This window comes from Azospirillum cavernae, from assembly GCF_003590795.1.
In the GTDB taxonomy this organism is placed as follows: Bacteria; Pseudomonadota; Alphaproteobacteria; order Azospirillales; family Azospirillaceae; genus Azospirillum; species Azospirillum cavernae.
The window spans coordinates 953,323-969,125 of record NZ_QYUL01000002.1 but is presented as its reverse complement, the minus strand read 5'-3'; the positions used below and the strand labels follow the sequence as shown (position 1 = coordinate 969,125).

Sequence of the window (15,803 nt, the reverse complement as noted above, 5' to 3'; positions counted from 1 at the left end):
AAGGTGGACCAACGCGGGGCGGGATCAAGCCGCCAAAATCACGCCCGCGCCCGCAGATAGGGCGTCAACCGCCATTCGGTGTATTTGATAAAGCGCGCGGCCAGGAAGTTCAGCAGCAGATAGATCGCCCCGGCCAGGATGAAGATCTCGAACACGGCGAAGCTTTGCGAAATGATCTTGCGGGCCAGCCCGGTGATTTCCAGCATGGTGATGGTGCTGGCCAGCGAACTGGCCTTCACCATCAAGATCATCTCGTTGCCATAGGCGGGCAGCATCTGGCGAATCGCCACCGGCAGCACGATCCGGCGGAAGGTCAACACCCGCGACATGCCGCAGGCCCGCGCCGCCTCCACCTGCCCCAGCGGCACCGACAGGATGGCCCCGCGCAGAATCTCGCTGGTGTAAGCCCCGGTGTTCAGCGTCAGGGCCAGAATGGCGCACCACATCGGCTCGCGCAGCATCGGCCACAGAAAGCTGTCGCGCACCGCCTCGAACTGGCCCAACCCGTAATAGATCAAAAAGATCTGGACCAGCAGCGGCGTGCCGCGAAAGACGAAGACATAGGCCGCGGTCAGGGTTTCCGCCACGCGATTCCCCGACAGCCGCAGCAGCGCCGTGGCGAAGGCCACGCCCGCGCCAAAGAACAGCGCGGCGAAGACCAGGAGCAGGGTCAGCGGCATGGCCCCCAACAGGCGGGGCAGGCTGTCCCACATCAGTTCCCAATCCATGCCTCAGGCCCTCCGCACGCCGCGATTCGCGCGCCGTTCGGCCTGCTCGAAGGCGACCGTCGAAACGGTGGTCAGCAGCAGATAGAGAACGGCGGCGGTGGTGTAGAACAGGAAAGGCTGGCGGGTTGATCCGGCGGCGACATGCGCGACGCGCATGATCTCGGCCAGCGCCGTCACCGAAATCAGCGCCGTGTCCTTCAGCGTCAATTGCCAGACATTGCCCAGCCCCGGCAGGGCGTAGCGCAAGGTCTGCGGCACGAGCACCCGGCGCAGGATCAGCCAACGGCTCATCCCGCAGGCGCGCGCCGCTTCGATCTGGCCAAAGGGAACCGACTGGACCGCGCCGCGAATGACCTCGGTCGAATAGGCCCCGGAAATCAGACCGACCGAGGCGACGCCGATGGAGAAGGCGTTGATCTCAATGTAGCCGTCGTAGCCGAAGATCCCGGCGACGGCCATAATCATGCCGCTGCCGCCGAAGAACAGCAGATAGATGACCAGCAACTCGGGAACGCCGCGCACCACGGTGGTGTAAAGTTCGGCGATCCCGTTCAGGATCAGGCTGTGGCTGAGCTTGGCCGCCGCCCCTGCCGAGCCGAACAGAATGCCCAGCGTGAAGGACGAGACGGACACGGCGATGGTCATCGCCAATCCGCTCAAAAGCTGTCCGCCCCAGCCGTTCGGGCCGAATGAAAGAAGTTCGAGCATGGGCCGCTCAAGGTAGGACGTGAGGGCGAAAACGGACGGCCCCTCTCCCACGGGATGGGAAAGGGGCCGGTATCCTTACTTGATGGCGATGTCGTAGCCGAAATGCTTGGTGCTCAGCTTGGTGATCGTGCCGTCCTTCGTGGCGTCGGCGATCGCCTTGTTGAACTTCTCCTTCAGGTCCTTGTCGGCCTTGCGCAGACCGACGCCGACGCCGTCGCCCAGCACGCCGCGCGAGAAGGCCGGGCCAAACAGAACCATGCCCTTGGCCGCGTCGGCTTCCAGAACGGCGCTGACCGCCGAACGGTCGCCGAAGATCGCGTCGACACGACCGGCGGCCATGTCGATGCCCGCGTTGTCCAGCTTGTCATAGGTGCGGATCGCCACCGACGGCAGCAGCTTTTCCATGAAGTTGGCCTGAATGGTCGAGGTCTGGACGCCGACCGTCTTGCCCTTCAGGACTTCGCCCAGCTTGGCAAGCGCCGCCTTGTTCTCGGCCGTGTCCTTGGTCAGATCGACGCGCTCGGCGCCGAACTTGGCGGCGGCCAGCGGCGAGGTCTTCGGGATGCCGAACATCGACGGCTCGGTGCCGTAGGGGTTCGAGAATTCGATCACCTTCTTGCGCTCGGCGGTGATCGACATGGCGGCCATGATGCCGTCGTATTTGCCCTGCTGGAGCGCCGGGATGATGCCGTCCCAATCCTGGGCGACCACTTCGCATTCGGCGCCGATGCGCTTGCACAGATCCTGGGCGAGGTCGATTTCAAAGCCGACCAGCTTGCCCGACGGATCGGTGGCGTTCCAGGGGGCGTAGGCGCCCTCGGTGGCGATGCGGATCTTCTTCCAATCCTTGGCTTCGGCGGCGCCGCCGGTGACAACCATCAGGGCGCCAAGCGCCAGAGCGGCAACGATCTTCTTCACGGAAACTCTCCTCTGTTCAGGATTGCCCTTGTTGATTCGGGCATGGTTGATTCAAGCGGTTGCGTGGTGTTTGGTCTGGTCGAGGGTTCTGCGGACCCCCCGCGACAAAGCTGACCATTTCGTCAAAAGTTTCAAGCGAAACCGCGCTTCACGCCGCTCCCGACAGGTGACGGGCGAGGAATTGCCGCACCCGCTCGGAATCGGGGTTGGTCAGCACCTTGTCGGGCGCGCCCTCCTCCTCGATCCGGCCTTGGTGCAGGAAGACGACCTTGGACGCCACCTCGCGGGCGAAGCCCATCTCGTGCGTCACCAGAATCATGGTGTTGCCCTCGTCCGCCAATTGGCGGATGACGCGCAGCACCTCGCCGACCAGTTCGGGATCCAGGGCGGAGGTCGGCTCGTCGAACAGCATGACCTTCGGTTCCATCGCCAGCGCGCGCGCGATGGCGGCGCGCTGCTGCTGACCGCCGGACAGTTGAATGGGGTAGGATTCCGCCTTGGCCAGAATGCCGACCTTGTCCAGCAGCATGCGGCCCCGGTCGATGGCCTCGGCCTTCGGCACGCCCAGCACATGAACCGGCGCCTCGATGACGTTCTCCAGGATCGTCATGTGGGTCCACAGGTTGAAGCTCTGGAACACCATGCCAAGCTTGGTGCGGATGCGCTCCACCTGGCGGGCGTCGGCGGGGACGGTGGCGCGGCCGTTGCGGATCTTCTTCAGGCCGATGGTCTCGCCGCTGATGGTCACGCGACCATCGTCGGGGATCTCCAGCATGTTGATGCAGCGGAGCAGCGTGCTTTTGCCCGATCCCGACGAGCCGATCATCGTGATGACGTCGCCCTCCCGCGCGGTCAGCGACACCCCTTTCAGAACTTCCAGTTCACCAAACCGTTTGTGGAGATCCTCGACGACGACGGCGGCGGTGGCGGCGTCACTGACAGGCGGGTGTCGATGCATGCGAAGGACCGGATCGGTTGTGGTCGTACCAATGCAACACAGGCTAGACCGTGACGCATAGGTTCCGCAACGCGGATTTCACAGTTTTTCACGCCCTTACCACAGAAACAGCACAATCAGTTGCGGGGCCAGGATGCGCAGGAACATCACCAGCGGGTAAACGGTGGCGTAGGCCAGCGACGGCGCTTCGCACGGCGACAAGGCGTTGGCGAAGGCCAGCGCGGGCGGATCGGTCATGCTGCCCGCCAGCAGGCCGCAGACCGTAAGATAGTTCAGCTTGAAGACCGCCCGCGCGACCAGCCCGACAATCAGCAACGGAATCAAGGTGATGGCCGCGCCATAGCCGATCCAGGCCAGCCCGTCGCCGTGCAGCAGGGTGTCGAGGAAGCGGTCGCCCGACAGAAAGCCGACCACCGCCAGAAACAGCACGATGCCGATCTCGCGCAGGGCCAGATTGGCGGCGGGCGGCATGAACCAGACCAGCGGGCCGAAATGCCCCAGCCGCGCCAGAATGATCGCCACCACCAGCGGCCCGCCCGCCAACCCCAGCTTCAACGGCGCGGGCATCCCCGGCACATAGACGGGAATCGAGCCGAGCAGCACGCCCAGCGCGATACCGATGAACACCGGGATGAAATCGACCTGCTGCAAGCGGCGCGGCGCGTTGCCGACCAGATGGGCGACGCGGGCCAGATCCTCCGGCTTGCCGATGGCGGTCATGATGTCGCCGAATTGCAGCGTCAGGGCCGGGGACGGCACCAGCTCGACGCCCGCGCGATTCACCCGGCTGACCACCACGTCGTAAGCGTCGGCTAGGTTCAACTGCCCGATGGTCTTGCCCAGCACATGGTTGCTGGTGACGACCAGCCGGTCCCACCGCACATCCGTGCCCTTGGTGGTCAACGTCACATCCGACACCTCGCCCAGAAAGGCGCGGAGGCGTTCCAGCTTGGCGCGCGGGCCGACCAGATGAAAGACGTCGCCCGGTTGGACCGTCGTGTCGGGGTGCGGCACGCACAGCCGCCCGCCGCGCATCATGCGCGAGGCGACGATGCCCAGATCGCCGAACAGGTGGATGTCGCGCAGGGCCGAACCGAAGACCGTCGGGTTGCGCACGGCGACGTCTAGCGTTTCCAGGGTCTCCGCCTCCGCCCGGCGGCGGTCGTCGAAGATTTTCGCTTCGGCTGCCGGATCCAGGCGGAAGACGGCGCGCACCGTCATCATGGCGATCAGAATGCCGACAATGCCGAAGGGATAGGCGATGGCGTAGCCGAGACTCGGCGTCTCCAGCGCGGCGGCGGGCGCGCCGACCTCCGCCAAAATCTGTTGCGCCGCGCCCAGGGAGGGGGTGTTGGTGACGGCCCCGGAAAACAGGCCGAGCACGGCGGGCAGCGGCACGCCCGCGACCTTGTGAATGACGACCGCCACCAGAACGCCCAAGCCGACCAGCGCCGCCGCCAGCAGATTCAGCGTCAACCCCGACCGCTTCAGCGCCGCGAAGAAGCCCGGCCCGACCTGAACCCCGATGGTGTAGACGAACAGGATCAGCCCGAACTCCCGCAGGAAATGCAGGACGTGCAGGTCGAATTTCACCCCGGCGACGGCCGCCAGATGCCCGCCCGCGATTCCCGCGAACAGCACCCCGCCGATGCCCAACCCCACGCCCTTGATCTTGATTTGCCCAAACGCCAATCCGGCGGCGGCGATCAGACTGAGCAGCAGCATGATCCGCGCGATGTCGGGCAGACCGTTGAACAGGGCGAGCAGCGTGGTCATGCGAGGCCAATCCGGCAAAGAGGGACGAAATACGGCGACCGAGCGAGTCCAGCGCCACGGCGCAACCAGGGCACGGCTGCCGGGGAACGATGGCCAAACCGCCTTGGGAAACCATTGATTCAGAACAATGCCTCAAAAAAATCACAAGAGGGACGCCGCCGCCCCAATTCATCCAAATTTTGCCACTTTCTTGGATTAGTCGTAGTGGCAACCAAACGGCAGCCGCCTGTTGCACATTGGGCGTCCCCCCTAACGCCACCCGCAACCGGACAGGCCGCTGTACGACCGAGCAGTCACCAGTCAGACCCCGACTGGACGCGCGGCCATCGTGAGAACCCCCTCGCGGTGGCCGTTTCTTTTTTCCGGCTCCGGTCCTGGGCTGTGCTATAGCAGCGCCGGTCCCCTTTCCCCCTCCACCGCTCCGCCCGCCGAACCGCCATGCCCGTTTTCACCGGATCCGAGCTGACCTGCCTGCGCGGCGACCGGCTGGTGTTCACCGGATTGGATTTCCGCCTGGAACCCGGCGGCGCGCTGGTGCTGCTTGGCCCCAACGGCAGCGGCAAATCCAGCCTGCTGCGGGTGATGGGCGGGCTGTTGAGGCCCTTTCGCGGGGCCTTGCGCTGGGACGGCGCCCTGGTGGCCGACGATCCCGACGCCCACCGCGCCAACGTTCAATATGTCGGCCATCTCGACGCGGTGAAGCCGGTGCTGACCGCCGCCGAAAACCTCGCCTTCTGGGCGGCGTTGGGCGGGGCCGCCGACCCAATGGCGCGCGCGCGCGACGCGCTGAACCGGCTGGGGGTGCCGCAGATCGCCGACGTGCCGGGCCGCTGCCTGTCCGCCGGGCAGAAACGCCGCCTGAATCTCGCCCGCCTGCTGGCCGCGCCCGCGCCCTTGTGGCTGCTGGACGAACCCACCGTCGCGCTCGACCGCGCCGCCATCGCCCTGTTCGAGGGGCTGATCGCCGAGCATCGCGCCACGGGCGGCATGGTGGCGCTGTCCACCCACACCGACATCGCGACTCCGGGCGGGGAGGAGCTGCGACTCGACGACTTCACGCCGCAGACGGACGACGAAGACGACGGCCAGGATGATGGCGGCCAGGATGATGACGTTCGAGAGGGTGCCGCGCCATGAACCGCTTTCTGCGTCTGGTCGGGCGCGACCTGCGGCTGGCGCTGCGCCAAGGCTCCGACGCCACCATCGCCGTGATGTTCTTTGTGCTGTGCGTCGTGCTGTTTCCCTTCGGCGTCGGGCCGGAGCCGAACATTTTGGCCCGCATCGCGCCGGGGGTGATCTGGGTCGCCGCCCTGCTCGCCTCGCTCCTGTCGTTGGAGCGGCTGTTCCAAACTGATTATGAGGACGGCTCGCTGGAACTCATGTCGCTGACCGCCCTGCCGCTGGAGGCGGTGGTGCTGGCGAAGACCTTGGCCCATTGGCTGGTGACGGGCCTGCCGCTGATCGCCGCCGCCCCGCTGTTGGCGGTTCTGTTGAACATGGACGGGGCGGGCTTTGGCGTTCTGGTGCTGACGCTGGCCATCGGCACGCCGATTCTCAGCCTGATCGGGGCCATCGGCGCGGCCCTGACGCTGGGGGCGCGGCGCGGCGGGGTCCTGCTGTCGTTGTTGATCCTGCCGCTTTACATCCCGGTGCTGATTTTCGGGGCGGGCGCCATCGACGCCGCCATCAACGGGCTGACGCCGCGCCCGCACCTGCTGCTGCTGGCCGGCATCCTCGCCGCCGCCCTGCCGCTGGCCCCCTGGGCCGGTGCGGCGGCTCTGCGCCAAGCGGTGGAGTGAGCGCGCCTCACGATTTCGGCAAAAGCTTCTCAATCGCCTCCCGGACCTTGTCCGATTCCGGGTCGGTCATGGTCGAGAACCAGGAGACCAGCTTGCCGTCCGGGCCGATCAGATATTTGTGAAAGTTCCAGCGCGGCTTGGCCAGGATGCCCAGTTCATCCCCGGCCCAGCGGTAAAAGGGGTGGGCCTTGTCGCCCGACACCACCGTCTTGTCGGCCAGCGGGAAGTCGATCTTGTAATTGACCTCGCAGAAATCCTTGATCGTCGCGGCGTTGCCCGGCTCCTGCCCGCCGAAATCGTCCGACGGCACGCCCAGCACCACCAGCCCACGGGCGCGGTATTTTTCCCACAGCGCTTCCAGCCCCTTGTATTGCGGGGTGAAGCCGCATTGCGAGGCGGTGTTGACCACCAGAACGGTCTTGCCCGCGAATTGCGACAGCGGCAGCGGCTGGCCGTCGATGCCTTGAAAGGTGAAGTCATAGGCGGTGGCGGCCATGGCGGAAGCGCCTCCCATCAGGACAAGGACAGCGGCGAGCGCGCTGGAGCGAAAGCGGGTGCGGGCGGTCATCGCGGTGATCCGTTCGTGATCGTGGACGCCAGAGGGACGTCTTGGCGCTCCGGCTGTGCTTGCTACGCCCCCCACGCTCCGCCGGATCACCCGACTCGGGTCCGCCATCACGAAAACTTTGCGGGATCCGCGCCGGGCGAAGCGCCTACACTGGCCCGCCCCCGCTGACTCCACAACAAGGCGTCGTTATCATGATCGGTCTTGGCCCATCGCTCGCCATCGCGGCGGCGGTTCTGTTCGGCCTCAGCACGCCGCTGGCCAAATTGCTGGTCGCCGACCTGTCGCCCTGGATGCTGGCCGGGACGCTCTATCTTGGCTCCGGCCTTGGCCTTGGGGCCTTCCGCCTGGGTCGCGGCCTGACGCGACCGGGCAAGCGCGGGGAACGGAACCTGCGCGGCGCCGAATGGGGCTGGCTGCTGGCCGCCGTCGCCGCTGGCGGAATCGCCGGGCCGGTGCTGCTGATGATCGGTTTGACCAGCACGGCGGCCTCCACCGCCTCACTGCTGCTGACTCTGGAAGGGGTGTTGACCGCCCTGCTGGCATGGTTCGTCTTTCAGGAAGGCTTCGACCGCCGTCTGGTCGCCGGAATGGCCGCCATCGTCGCTGGGGCCGTCGCGCTGTCCTGGCCCGGGGATGGCGCCGCCCCGTCGCTGGCCACCCTGTCGTTGGGCGGGCTTTTCGCCGGATGGGGGCCGCCCGCCATCATCGGGGCCTGCCTGATGTGGGCGCTCGACAACAATCTGACCCGCAAGGTCGCGCTGGCCGATCCGGTGGACGTCGCCATGATCAAGGGGCTGGCAGCGGGAAGCGTCAACGTCGCCCTGGCGCTCGCACTTGGCGATTCCTTGCCCGGCCCCGCCCTGATGGCGGCGACGATGGCCGTCGGCCTGCTGGGCTATGGCGTCAGTCTGGCGCTGTTCGTGCTGGCCCTGCGCTGGATTGGCGCGGCGCGAACGGGGGCCTATTTCTCGACCGCGCCCTTCGTCGGCGCACTGGCCGCGCTGGCGCTGTTCCGGGAACCCGTGACCATTCCTCTGCTGATCGCGGCGGCCCTGATGGGGTTGGGCGTCTGGCTGCATCTGACCGAATCCCACGCGCACGAGCATGACCATAGCGACCTCGACCACGACCACCCGCACGTCCATGACGCGCATCACCAGCATGAGCATGACGGCCCGCTCCCCGCCGCCGCCGAAGCCGCGCACAGCCACCCGCACCGGCACCGCCCGCTGCGCCACAGCCACCCGCACTTCCCCGACGCCCACCACAGCCACACGCATTGAGCGGAGGCGGGGGCGTTCTTGACGCTCGGCGCCCGCCGCCTTAAAGTAAGGCAGCCTTCCCCTTACTTTGAGGCGCGCCATGAGAGCCGAACTGACCGTGACCGCGAAAGGGCAAGTGACGCTGCGGCAGGCTGTGCTTGACCATCTCGGCGTCAAGCCCGGCGGACGAGTCGATGTGGAACTGTTGCCCGATGGCCGGGTGGAGTTGCGGCCCGCTGGCGCGCGCGCCGATGTGGCCGACCTGCGCGGCGCTCTGCGGCGGGTGGGGCAGCGCCCCCTGTCTCTGGAAGAGATGCAAAGCGCCATCGAAGAGGCGGGCGAACGGTGAAAATCGCGGCGGACACCAACGTTCTGGTTCGCTTTCTGACCTGGGACGACGAGGCGCAAGCCACCGAAGCGGCCCGCGTGATTGAGAGCGCCGAAGCAATTTTCATTTCCACAATCGTGCTGTGCGAACTGGTCTGGGTCCTCAAACGCGCCTACCGCTACCCGACGGCGGACATCGCGACCGCCATCCGCCGCCTGATCGAAAGCCGCAGCATAGACACCAACCGGGCCGCCGCCGAAGCCGGTCTGCGCCTGTTGGAAGCCGGTGGCGACTTCGCCGACGGGGTGATTCTGTTTGAAGCGGGCAAGGCCAAGGCGGCGCGTTTGGTCACGTTCGACCGAGTCCTCGCGGATCGGGCCGGGCCGGACGCCGTTACGCTGCTGGGCGCGGCGACGACAAGCCGCCCCTGAAAACGACGCCCGGAAACGACGAAGGCCGCCCTGAGGCGGCCTTGTCGTCGTATCGTGCTGTTTTGGGAGGATGGCGCGCCCGAAGAGATTCGAACTCCTGACCCTCAGATTCGTAGTCTGATGCTCTATCCAGCTGAGCTACGGGCGCCTTGTCCAACCATGTCTCGAACGCCATTGGCGTCGAGGCGCGCAACCTACTCAAATCCATCGGGCCGCGCAAGCCCTTCTCTGAAAGAATTTCGTCACCAGCGGCGGACGCCGCCAAGACGCGAAACTCTCTCTCAAAACAACGAAGGCCACCCGAAGGCGGCCTTGTCGTCGTGTGCGGAGTGTTTCAGGTGGCGCGCCCGAAGAGATTCGAACTCCTGACCCTCAGATTCGTAGTCTGATGCTCTATCCAGCTGAGCTACGGGCGCATACCTGAACCATCACGCGTCCCGGCGTCGGCGGAGGCCGTCGGCGTCGAGGCGCGCAACCTACTCAAAAGCCGCCCACCCCGCAAGAGCTTTTTTTGTCCAATTTCGCGACCGCCGCCCGGATTGCCCGCCCCGCCCGCCTGCGATATACAGGGTTCACCTGTTTTTGGAGTGTCCATCCCGTGGCCGAAGCCCCCTTCAACAAGCATTTCCCGGTGTCCTGGGAAGAGATGCACCGCAACGCCAAGGCGCTGGCCTGGCGTTTGATCGACAAAGGCCCGTGGAAGGGCATCATCGCCATCACGCGCGGTGGTCTGGTGCCCGCTGCGATCATCGCGCGCGAGCTGGAAATCCGCATGATCGACACCGTTTGCGTGTCCAGCTACGACCACCAGAACCAGCGCGAGGCGATGGTCCTGAAGGGGACCGAAGGCTCCAACGCCGGGGATGGCGAGGGTTGGCTCATCATCGACGATCTGGTGGACACTGGAAAAACGGCAGTGATCGTGCGCAAGATGCTGCCCAAGGCGCATTTCGCCACCGTCTACGCCAAGCCCGCCGGGCGCCCGCTGGTCGACACCTTCATCACCGAGGTCAGCCAGGACACCTGGATTCACTTCCCCTGGGACATCGAACTGCAATTCTCCCAGCCGATCGCCAAGCAGCGCAACAACGGCTGATCGCGTCCTCAACGTCGGATCGGGGCTGGCCAGTTCCAAAACTTGGGGGCCAACCCTGATCGACGCGACTGATTCGTTACGCTAAAATTAACCACCGCCGTCGTTTGATCGGCTGAACCCCTCGGCTGAATCGCCCGGCGCCCCACCGGGCCGGTCGGATCTGTTTTCAGCCCACCCTTTGCCTCCGTGACGCCCCGCGTATGACCGACGCTCCCCCAGACCCGTTGCGCAGCAAGATCGACGCGTTGGTCAACCGCCTGCCGTCCAGCCTCGTCTACAGCCTGTTGAGCGAAATCGAGGGCATGGACGGCGAGCCGACCGACCGCGTCCAGTTGGTCCGCCAATACGTCATCGAATTTTTGAACCGGCAGCGCACCAACCGCGCCCGCCGCCTGTTCACCAACCTGTTTGAAACCTTCCTGATCGACGACGACGTGCTCTACCATTCCGGCGTCGCCATCCCCGGCATGGTCCAGCGGGTTGACGCCGGCGCCTTGTGGGAGCTGTTGAGCCGCGACGCCTTCCCCCTGCTGGCGGTGGAGGCGCAAGAGCTGCTCGACGAAATGGCGCGCGGCGAGGTGATCGACCGCGTGCTGAAATCGCCGGTCGCCATGGTCTTGCGCGAGCGGATGCGGGTGGCGGCGATCAAGCATCTCGACACCCTGCTCGCCGCCAAAAAGACGACCGACGAGGCTCTGGCCACCCTGTCGCGCAACCGGCCCCGCCGCACCCGCCTGATGTCGGGCTTCCTGGAAAAAACCCCGCCGGTCGAGATCGGCACGCTGCGCCTGATGCACGCCATCCTGACCGGGTCGGACGGGCCGATGAAGCTGGTCGCCGAACGGTTGGACGGCTTCGCCGCCAGCCCCCACGCCAGCGAGGCCGAACACAACCGCAAGGCCGACGCTCTGATCGACGCCACGGAGACGCTGCGCGAACGCTGCGGCGACGAGGCGGCCAATCTGCTGCCGCTGTCGGTGCTGTCCGTCCACCGCAATTACGGCGTCATCGCCCTGTACATCCGGCAGAGCGGCGTCGATCCCGGACGCGGCGACGCGGTGACGGCGGCGTTGACCGGCCATTTCATCGGCGTCACCCGCGCCCTGACGGCGGCGCTGAACGTCATTCTGAAGCTGAACGAGCGGGTTCCCGGTTCGGCCATCCGCCCCAGCGCCAAGGAAAAGGCCCGGTTGGAGGCGCTGACCGAACGGTTGGTCGAGTTGAGCCACGCCGCCGCCGCCGCCGGTCTGATGGAGGACCGTCGCAGCGAACCGGCCTTCCGCAACGCCTGGGGCAACGCCAGCAAGCTCATCGGCGCGCGGGTCGCGGCGGTGGCGATGGAGCGGTCAGGCCAGGCGGCGGCGGCCCGGCGTCAGCCGGTGATCGACCACGCCGACGTGGTGTGGCTGGACCGGCTGCTGTGGCGCTGGCAGAGCATGACGCGGGATTTCGGTTTCGAGACCTATGATCTGGTGAAATGGCGCGACACCCTGCTGGAGGAGATGCGCGCCAACGTCGAAAAGGCGATGAAGTTCGAGGAAAACGACCCGCTCGACGAACGGATGGAGCATCTGCTGCGCATCAACGAGCTGAGCGGCGTGTTCGGCCAACGGGTCAGCGCCTGGATTCCCACCTTCAGCCAGAACATGACGACGCTGCTGTCGCACCGGCTGGAGCGGGTCCGTGACCGCTGCCCCGAAGAACAGACGATCATCGACGATCTGGTCGCCACCGCCCGCGCCGAGGTCGGCAAGTCGCGCTATTGGAAAAGCAACGAGCTGATGGACCTGATCGAGCTGTCCGACCGCGCCAGCCGCGCCGCCAGCTAAAGCAATCCAGACGAGCGATGGCGCGGGTCGAGCCAGTCGCGCAGACCGTCGCCCAACAGGGTCAAGCCCAGAACGCTGAGCGCGATGGCGAGTCCCGGAAACACCGCCTGCAAGGGCGCGGTGAACAGGTGGGTTTGCGCGTCGCCCAGCATCTTGCCCCAGCTTGGGTTGGGCGGCTGGACGCCAAGGCCAAGGTAGCTGAGCGCCGCCTCGTTCACGATGGCGACGGCGAACAGCACCGTCGTCTGCACCACCACCACGCCCAGAACGTTGGGCAGCACATGGACCAGCGTGACCGACAGCGGCCCGCGCCCCAGCGCCAGCGCGGCGCGGACGAACTCCCGCCGCCACACCGCCAGCGCCGCGCCGCGCGTCACCCGCGCCAGCACGGCGGCGTTGAACAGGCCCAAAGCCAGCACGACGTTGACCGCCCCCGCGCCCAGAACGGCAGTCAGCAGAATGGCCGACAGCACAGCGGGAAAGGCGAAGACCAGATCGCCCAGCCGCGCCACCAGCTCGTCCCCCCAGCGCCCCAGCGCCGCCGCCGCCAAGCCCAGCGGCACGCCCAGCGCCGCCCCCAGCCCAACCGCCGCCGCCGCGACGGCCAGCGAGTTGCGGGCGCCGACCATCAGCAGCGACAGCACGTCGCGCCCGAAATGGTCGGTGCCCAACCAGTTGGCGCCCCCCGGCGGGCGCAGCCGGGCGACCACCCGCACCTGCCCGACCGGAAAGGGCGTCCACAGCAGCGACAGCAGCGCCACCGCCAGCAGCAGCCCGACCAGGGCCAGCCCCAACCAGAAGGACCAGGGAAGCCGCCGCCTCACGACGCCGCCTTGGGCCGGGGGTCCGCCGCCGCGCAGGCGATGTCCACCAGGGCGTTGACCAGCACGACGAAGACCGCCAGCAGCACGACCACCCCCTGAACCACGATCAAATCCCGCTGGCCGATGGCCTGATAGAGCAGCCGCCCCAGACCCGGCAGGGTGAAGACATTCTCCACCACCACCGCCCCGGCGACCAGAAAGGACAGTTGCAGCCCCAGCACGGTCGCCACCGGCAACAGCGCGTTGGGCAGGGCGTGGCGCAGCAGCACCGCCGTCCGGCTGACGCCCTTGGCCCGCGCGGTGCGGATGTGGTCCTCCCCCAGCGTGTCGAGGATCGCGGTGCGGGTGACGCGGGCCAGAATCGCCGCCTCGGGAATCGCCAGCGCCAGCGCGGGCAGGGTCAGGGCGCGCAGCGCGGGCAGCGCCCCGGCCTCCCACCCCGGAAAGCCCCCGGCGGGAAACCAGCCGAGCGTGACGGAAAAGACCAGGATCAACAGGATGGCGATCCAAAAACTGGGCAGCGCCACGCCGATTTGCGCGAAGCCCAGCACCGCCCAATCGCCGCCGCGCCCGCGCCGCGCCACCGCCAGCAGCCCCAGCGGAATCGCCGCCGCCGTGCTCAGCGCCAGGGACAACAGCGCCAGCGGCAGAGTCACCACCAGCCGCTCCGCCACCAGATCGGCGACGGGCCGGGCGTAGGTCAGGCTGACGCCGAGATCGCCGCGCAGCAACCCGCCGACCCAGCGCAGATAGCGTTCGACCGGCGGATGGTCCAAGCCCATCTGGGCGCGCAGGGCGGCCAGCGTGTCGGCTTGCGCGTTGACGCCCAGCATCAGCAGGGCCGGATCGCCCGGCACAAGCTCCAGCACGGCGAAGACGACGATGGTCGCCAGCCACGCCGTCAGCGCCAGCGTCAGCGACCGGCGCAGGGCGAAGGCCAGCACGCCGCGATCCTCCCCGATTCCCCGGTCATTTCCCCCCTCACTTCCAGGTCACGCCGGTGACGTCGTTGGCCTGGATCGGGCGGTTGACCCACAGGCCGCTGATTTTCGCGTTCTGCACGGTGACGGCGGGCAGCATGAACAGGAAGCCGTTGACCGCGTCGTCGGCCAACAGCCGCTGTTGCTGGCCATAGAGCGCGTTGCGCGCCGCCGGATCCTGGGTGCGGTTCAGCTCCTCCTCCAGCCGGACGAACGCGGCGCTGCGGTAGTTGAAATAATAGGAGTCCCGGGCGTAGACGTCGATGTCCAGCGGCTCGGTGTGGGCGATCATGGTCAGGTCGTAATCCTTGCCCTTGAAGACTTTGTCCAACCAGGACGCCCATTCCATCGGCTCGATGGTCAAACGGATGCCGACCTCGGCCAGCAGCGCGGCGACCAGTTCGCCGCCGCGCCGGGCGTAGGGCGGCGGCGGCAGGCGCAGCGTGGCGTCGAAGCCGTTCGGATAGCCGGCCTCCGCCAGCAGCGCCTTCGCCTTGGCCGGGTCATAGGGGTACAGGCCGGTCAGATCGACGTAACCAGCGCGGTGCGGCGGGAAATGGCTGCCGATGGGAACGCCGTTGCCGTAGAGAACCCCGTCGATCAGCGTCTTGCGGTCGATGGCGTGGGCCATGGCGCGGCGCACCCGCACATCGTCGAAGGGTTTGCGGGCGTTGTTGGTGGAGAGCAGGGTTTCGCCCTCCGTCGTGCCGACGGTGACGGCGAATTTCGGGTCGTTGCGGAATTCGGGCAGCGCCTCGAACGCGTTGAACTGGACGAAGGCGTCCACGTCCCCGGCCTTCAGCGAGGCGATTTGCGCCGCCGCGTCGCTGATGAAGCGGAAGGACACCCGCTCCAGCGCCGGTTTCGGCCCGTCATACTCCGGGTTGCGGGTCAGCACGACGCGGTCGCCCGCCGCCCAGCGGTCGAATGTGAAGGGGCCGGTGCCAATCGGCTTTTGCTTGTTGGTCGCCGCGCTGGTCGGCGAGACGATGGCGGCGTCGCCTGCGGCCATGTGGAACAGGAACAGCCCGTCGGGCCGCGACAGGGTGACGACCACGCTGCGCGGATCGGGCGTTTCGACCGAGGCGATGGAGGCGAAATAGCCCTTCTGCCCGTTGACCGACTCCGCCCCGCGCGCCCGGTCCAGCGAGAATTTCACCGCCGCCGCGTCGCCCGGCGCGCCATCGTGGAATTTGGCGTTGGGCCGCAGGGTGAAGCGGTAGGTCTTGCCGTCGTCCGCCACCGTCCAGCCTTCGGCCAGACCAGGGACCAGCGCGCCGCTGGAATCGACGCGGACCAACGATTCGAACAGATTGGCGTAGGTGACTTCCTTGATGGCGGCGGCGGCCCCGGCGGTGGGGTCGAGGTGCGGCGGCTCCAACGACATGCCGATCACCAGATCCGTGCGGGCCTGCGCCCAGGCGGCGGCCCCGCCGACCAGGGCCAGCGCGAAAACCCCCGTGGCCACGGCAAAACTCCGCGCGCGGTTCATCATCATGGCGCCACTCCCCCGTTTGTTCGTTGCCGCGATGATGCGGCGCAGCGGGACCAAGCGCAAGTCGGCGCGCGGGCGGCCCGCCCCCGATGAAACAGGGCGC

16 protein-coding genes and 2 tRNA genes are annotated in these 15,803 nt (G+C 67.1%); 7 read left to right on the top strand and 11 right to left on the bottom strand.

Annotation, left to right across the window (positions count from 1 at the left end):
* Window positions 1–38 precede the first annotated feature (38 nt).
* The 5 genes from D3877_RS15850 to D3877_RS15830 all read right to left on the bottom strand — a co-directional run bounded on the left by D3877_RS15850 (window position 39) and on the right by D3877_RS15830 (window position 5,088).
* Entirely contained in the window at window positions 39–728 is a 690-nt protein-coding gene (locus tag D3877_RS15850; RefSeq protein WP_119831701.1) for an ABC transporter permease, read from the bottom strand.
* A 3-nt stretch (window positions 729–731) separates the two neighbouring features.
* On the bottom strand, window positions 732–1,436 hold the full coding sequence (locus tag D3877_RS15845) for an ABC transporter permease (protein ID WP_119831700.1): 705 nt from the start codon (window positions 1,434–1,436) through the stop codon (window positions 732–734).
* A 75-nt stretch (window positions 1,437–1,511) separates the two neighbouring features.
* On the bottom strand, window positions 1,512–2,354 hold the full coding sequence (locus D3877_RS15840) for a transporter substrate-binding domain-containing protein (protein WP_119831699.1): 843 nt from the start codon (window positions 2,352–2,354) through the stop codon (window positions 1,512–1,514).
* A gap of 148 nt (window positions 2,355–2,502) precedes the next feature.
* Window positions 2,503–3,312, bottom strand: coding sequence for an ABC transporter ATP-binding protein (locus D3877_RS15835; RefSeq protein ID WP_119831698.1), 810 nt, complete (start codon window positions 3,310–3,312; stop codon window positions 2,503–2,505).
* A 96-nt stretch (window positions 3,313–3,408) separates the two neighbouring features.
* Window positions 3,409–5,088, bottom strand: a complete 1,680-nt coding sequence (locus D3877_RS15830; protein WP_199720821.1) for a putative transporter — start codon at window positions 5,086–5,088, stop codon at window positions 3,409–3,411.
* Window positions 5,089–5,526: 438 nt separating this feature from the next.
* Here D3877_RS15830 and ccmA point away from each other — a divergent pair, with 438 nt between their 5' ends.
* Complete coding sequence (ccmA, locus tag D3877_RS15825; RefSeq protein ID WP_119831697.1) at window positions 5,527–6,225, top strand: heme ABC exporter ATP-binding protein CcmA; 699 nt, start codon at window positions 5,527–5,529, stop codon at window positions 6,223–6,225.
* Window positions 6,222–6,887 (top strand): heme exporter protein CcmB, encoded by a 666-nt coding sequence (gene ccmB / locus D3877_RS15820; RefSeq protein ID WP_119831696.1) that lies wholly within the window; start codon window positions 6,222–6,224, stop codon window positions 6,885–6,887. The genes ccmA and ccmB overlap by 4 nt, the downstream gene beginning before the upstream one ends.
* A gap of 7 nt (window positions 6,888–6,894) precedes the next feature.
* Here the strand turns inward: ccmB and D3877_RS15815 are convergent, their stop codons facing one another.
* Complete coding sequence (locus D3877_RS15815; protein ID WP_119831695.1) at window positions 6,895–7,455, bottom strand: glutathione peroxidase; 561 nt, start codon at window positions 7,453–7,455, stop codon at window positions 6,895–6,897.
* Between the two features lie 191 nt (window positions 7,456–7,646).
* On the opposite strand from D3877_RS15815, the gene D3877_RS15810 reads away from it, so the two are divergent.
* The 3 genes from D3877_RS15810 to D3877_RS15800 all read left to right on the top strand — a co-directional run bounded on the left by D3877_RS15810 (window position 7,647) and on the right by D3877_RS15800 (window position 9,476).
* Complete coding sequence (locus tag D3877_RS15810) at window positions 7,647–8,738, top strand: DMT family transporter (protein ID WP_119831694.1); 1,092 nt, start codon at window positions 7,647–7,649, stop codon at window positions 8,736–8,738.
* A 79-nt stretch (window positions 8,739–8,817) separates the two neighbouring features.
* Window positions 8,818–9,066 carry an AbrB/MazE/SpoVT family DNA-binding domain-containing protein gene (locus tag D3877_RS15805; protein WP_199720820.1) on the top strand — a complete coding sequence of 83 codons (249 nt, stop codon included), beginning with the start codon at window positions 8,818–8,820 and terminating at the stop codon, window positions 9,064–9,066.
* Window positions 9,063–9,476, top strand: a complete 414-nt coding sequence (locus D3877_RS15800; RefSeq protein WP_119831692.1) for a type II toxin-antitoxin system VapC family toxin — start codon at window positions 9,063–9,065, stop codon at window positions 9,474–9,476. Before D3877_RS15805 ends, D3877_RS15800 begins: the two co-directional genes overlap by 4 nt.
* A 71-nt stretch (window positions 9,477–9,547) precedes the next feature.
* On the opposite strand, the gene D3877_RS15795 is transcribed toward D3877_RS15800, so the two are convergent.
* A tRNA-Arg gene (locus D3877_RS15795) sits at window positions 9,548–9,624 on the bottom strand.
* A gap of 191 nt (window positions 9,625–9,815) precedes the next feature.
* Window positions 9,816–9,892 (bottom strand) — tRNA-Arg (locus D3877_RS15790).
* Window positions 9,893–10,074: 182 nt separating this feature from the next.
* Between D3877_RS15790 and gpt the strand changes: the two genes are divergently transcribed.
* Both gpt and D3877_RS15780 read left to right on the top strand, forming a co-directional pair.
* Window positions 10,075–10,572 (top strand): xanthine phosphoribosyltransferase, encoded by a 498-nt coding sequence (gene gpt, locus D3877_RS15785; protein WP_119831691.1) that lies wholly within the window; start codon window positions 10,075–10,077, stop codon window positions 10,570–10,572.
* Between the two features lie 200 nt (window positions 10,573–10,772).
* Entirely contained in the window at window positions 10,773–12,401 is a 1,629-nt protein-coding gene (locus D3877_RS15780; RefSeq protein WP_119831690.1) for a hypothetical protein, read from the top strand.
* Here D3877_RS15780 and D3877_RS15775 read toward each other — a convergent pair.
* Genes D3877_RS15775 through D3877_RS15765 form a run of 3 tightly spaced genes read right to left on the bottom strand, consistent with a single transcriptional unit; the run spans window position 12,398 to window position 15,703 of the window.
* Window positions 12,398–13,225, bottom strand: a complete 828-nt coding sequence (locus D3877_RS15775; protein ID WP_119831689.1) for an ABC transporter permease — start codon at window positions 13,223–13,225, stop codon at window positions 12,398–12,400. The two genes, D3877_RS15780 and D3877_RS15775, sit on opposite strands and share 4 nt — an antisense overlap.
* Window positions 13,222–14,169, bottom strand: coding sequence for an ABC transporter permease (locus D3877_RS15770; RefSeq protein WP_119831688.1), 948 nt, complete (start codon window positions 14,167–14,169; stop codon window positions 13,222–13,224). Before D3877_RS15770 ends, D3877_RS15775 begins: the two co-directional genes overlap by 4 nt.
* Before the next feature lie 37 nt (window positions 14,170–14,206).
* Window positions 14,207–15,703: an ABC transporter substrate-binding protein gene (locus D3877_RS15765; RefSeq protein WP_238474911.1), complete on the bottom strand. Its 1,497-nt coding sequence runs from the start codon at window positions 15,701–15,703 to the stop codon at window positions 14,207–14,209.
* Between the last annotated feature and the right edge of the window lie 100 nt (window positions 15,704–15,803).

Excerpts from the sequence above, each read along its gene's own strand:
- D3877_RS15850 (WP_119831701.1), bottom strand. The coding sequence starts at position 728 with ATGGATTGGGAACTGATGTGGGACAGCCTGCCCCGCCTGTTGGGGGCC.
- D3877_RS15845 (WP_119831700.1), bottom strand. The coding sequence starts at position 1,436 with ATGCTCGAACTTCTTTCATTCGGCCCGAACGGCTGGGGCGGACAGCTT.
- D3877_RS15835 (WP_119831698.1), bottom strand. The coding sequence starts at position 3,312 with ATGCATCGACACCCGCCTGTCAGTGACGCCGCCACCGCCGCCGTCGTC.
- D3877_RS15830 (WP_199720821.1), bottom strand. The coding sequence starts at position 5,088 with ATGACCACGCTGCTCGCCCTGTTCAACGGTCTGCCCGACATCGCGCGG.
- ccmA (WP_119831697.1), top strand. The coding sequence starts at position 5,527 with ATGCCCGTTTTCACCGGATCCGAGCTGACCTGCCTGCGCGGCGACCGG.
- ccmB (WP_119831696.1), top strand. The coding sequence starts at position 6,222 with ATGAACCGCTTTCTGCGTCTGGTCGGGCGCGACCTGCGGCTGGCGCTG.
- D3877_RS15815 (WP_119831695.1), bottom strand. The coding sequence starts at position 7,455 with ATGACCGCCCGCACCCGCTTTCGCTCCAGCGCGCTCGCCGCTGTCCTT.
- D3877_RS15810 (WP_119831694.1), top strand. The coding sequence starts at position 7,647 with ATGATCGGTCTTGGCCCATCGCTCGCCATCGCGGCGGCGGTTCTGTTC.
- D3877_RS15805 (WP_199720820.1), top strand. The coding sequence starts at position 8,818 with ATGAGAGCCGAACTGACCGTGACCGCGAAAGGGCAAGTGACGCTGCGG.
- D3877_RS15780 (WP_119831690.1), top strand. The coding sequence starts at position 10,773 with ATGACCGACGCTCCCCCAGACCCGTTGCGCAGCAAGATCGACGCGTTG.
- D3877_RS15765 (WP_238474911.1), bottom strand. The coding sequence starts at position 15,703 with ATGATGATGAACCGCGCGCGGAGTTTTGCCGTGGCCACGGGGGTTTTC.